This window comes from Nocardia arizonensis, from assembly GCF_001310275.1.
Taxonomy (GTDB): Bacteria; Actinomycetota; Actinomycetes; order Mycobacteriales; family Mycobacteriaceae; genus Nocardia; species Nocardia arizonensis.
In genome coordinates, this window is the sequence record NZ_LGYZ01000040.1 from 1 (window position 1) to 2,668 (window position 2,668).

At 67.8% G+C, this 2,668-nt stretch carries 1 protein-coding gene and 1 pseudogene; both read right to left on the minus strand.

Annotated elements, in window-relative coordinates; translation table 11 throughout:
• Positions 1–1,395 (minus strand): annotated as a pseudogene (locus APZ21_RS06165) (tyrosine-type recombinase/integrase); the annotation flags it as partial.
• 83 nt (positions 1,396–1,478) lie between these two features.
• Positions 1,479–2,543 (minus strand): tyrosine-type recombinase/integrase, encoded by a 1,065-nt coding sequence (locus APZ21_RS06170; RefSeq protein WP_174553667.1) that lies wholly within the window; start codon positions 2,541–2,543, stop codon positions 1,479–1,481.
• Between the last annotated feature and the right edge of the window lie 125 nt (positions 2,544–2,668).

Consider the following 2,668-nt stretch of genomic DNA (forward strand, 5'->3'; position numbering starts at 1 on the left):
GAGCAGGCAGACCGCGTCCTCGGCGAGGATGTCGCGGGAGTCGCCGCGGATGGGAGCGCCGTTGTGCTGCCAGCGGATGCAGCCGACGCGCAGCCGGGTGATTTCGTCGCTGCGTAGCCCGGAGAACAGCCAGGTCACGGTGACCGCGCGGATCAACTCCATCGGGTAGAAGGTGTCGGCAGAGTTGCCGGGCAGGTCGGCAGGTTCCAGGTTGAGCCCGGCCCAGAGCAGTTTGGCCCACACATCGTCGGCGATGACGCGGGGATCCGGGCCGATCAGCGCGGCGACGCTGCGGGGAACGGCCAGCGCCCGATTGGGGTCGAAGCGGCGGGGAATCCATTCCCATTCCTGGCAGTCCCGCAAGAATGTCCGGGTGGCATTGAGATTCTGAGCCTTGGTGCGTGGTGAGATCGGGGTGCCGGCCCGTTCGCCGAGGGCGTCGTGACGCTGAACCCAGTCACCGACACTCATCCGGTCGACGGTGGCGACCCAGGCCGCGCAGGTCGCCCTGGTCCAGTGCCCCGGTTCGGTGATCTCGGGGTGCTCGGCAGCCAGCCAGCGACCGGCTTTGGCCATGATGTTGCGGACCGAGGCGCGGACCTTCGGAGTCAAAGCCGAAGTGGCATACCAGCGTTCGACCCACTGCGCCCAGGCCGGATCGGTTCCTTCGATGCCCAGGCCAGGGAGGTATCCGCTGCGCACCGGCGGGTCGCAGTGTCCCAGCTCGGCGACGGCTCGTTGCAACGCGTAAAGCATCGATCCCTGGTGGCCGTCAGTGGCTGGATGGGCTCGCAGCACCTCGAACGCCGAGGTGGACAGGTCAGCGAGCCGAGGACTGCCGTTGAGCAGCAATGCCTGGCTGAACACGCCGTGCATCCGGGTTCGGGCGCTGTCGAGCCGATAACCCCACCGGTCGAGCACCTGCTCGGCATCGCCCATCGCCTCGGCGACCGCGGGCTTGCCGAATATCAAGCAGGCCAAGTGGAATCGGTTGAACATGCCCAGACGGTGGAAGTCGGTGAACCCGCCGAGCAGATAGGCCAGGGCCACCAGGAACGGCCGGACTGTCGACTCGGTCGGCATCGACTGCGCGGCGGTGAACTCGCGTGCGCTGCCGCCGCAGAGCGTGGCCCACTCCCACGGGGTCCAGCCCCACCAGCTGCGGCCGGTTTCGGCGCAGTGGGCCAGCACGATCGCCGCCGCCTGTCTGCCGGCGCGGCGGAACCGGTCGTCGCCGTCGTGATGCAACCCGGCCACCGTCGCGTCCAACGGCTCGACCAGCCGGGTCAGCGCCCGCCAGTGCACTGCGGTCCTGCGCGGAATACCCACGGCCTTGTTGCGGCGCAGCTGCTGCGGGTCGAGCACGGCCAGCGCCGCGATCTCGGTGTCGCTCAACGCGATCCGCCGATCCCACCGCGTCGAGTCAGACAGCCGGCGATCGGCGGCGGTGCTTGCCCGCGCCCGGTTGGCGGCGGCGCTCACGCCGGCATGTCCGGTCCGCTTCCGGAACTCCCGGCGCCGGTGAGCATCTCGAGGCGCCAGGCATGGATCTGCGCCATGGAGGAATTCAGTTTGTCCGACAGATCCCGGCCCGACAAGTGGATATAGGTCAAGGTCGAGTCGGTGCTGCGATGCCCGGCGAACGTCGCGATAGCATGCAGCTCCCAACCCATCCTGGCCAGGTCGGTCAAGCACAGATGCCGGGTGGTATGAGTGGAGAAGTTCGGCACTCCGGCCGCTAACGCTATGCGCCGCACCACTTTCGACCAGGTCCACAACGTCAGCGGCTCAGCGTGATTGCGCCGCGATTCGGACAGAAACAACCCACCCCGAGCCCGGCTCATCGTCGCCCGATGCTGCAGATACTGTGACAACAGCACCCCGGTCGACGCCGAGTAGGGAACCACCCGCTCCCGGCGAGTCTTGGTCGTCTCCGCCCGCACCCGCAGCATGCGGTGCGCGGGGTCGAGATCATCGCTGCGCAGCGAACACAGCTCTTCGCGGCGCAGCGCGGCATCATAAGCCAGCGCGAGCATCACCCGATTCCGTATCGGCTCCTCGGCGAACACCTCCAGCAGCCGCAGCCACTGCGCCTCGCTGGGAATCCACGGCAGCTTCACCATCCGCGGCACCAGCCCACGACTACGACCGCCGAACCGGCTGGCAGGCGTATATCTGCCCCGCCCAACGGGATTCGACTCCCGAACCCCTTCCTCGACCAAGAAGTCGAAGAACAGCCGCACCGGAACCAGGCGCTGCTGCAGCGTCGCGTTGGCCAACCCCGCCCCTGAATCCAGCGCCACCACATTCGCGCCGCGGCGACTCGGACGCACCGTCAACTCCCGCACGAACACCGCCACATCAGCCCGCGTCGCGGTCACCGGATCGATCCCCTCGCGCTCGCAAACCCGCAGAAACTCCGCCAGACCTCGCGCATAGGCGTCGATGGTGCGCGGCGCACGCCCCAGATCAGCCCAGACTTGTAGCCACTCGGCCGCCCGTTCGTGCCGCCCCAGCACCGGCCACCGGTCAACCACCCTCATCCCGCCGCTCGAACCCACCCCCGTGGTTCGTGGTCACAGCCGCCCCGGATGGCTGCGAGATTCCACGTAACTTATAGGTAGTAGTAGGACCACTTCACCGGGCCACGCAGTTTCGTGATATCCCA

What these genes read in the sequence shown, in the direction of transcription:
- APZ21_RS06170 (WP_174553667.1), bottom strand. Translation starts at nt 2,543, where the DNA reads ATGAGGGTGGTTGACCGGTGGCCGGTGCTGGGGCGGCACGAACGGGCG.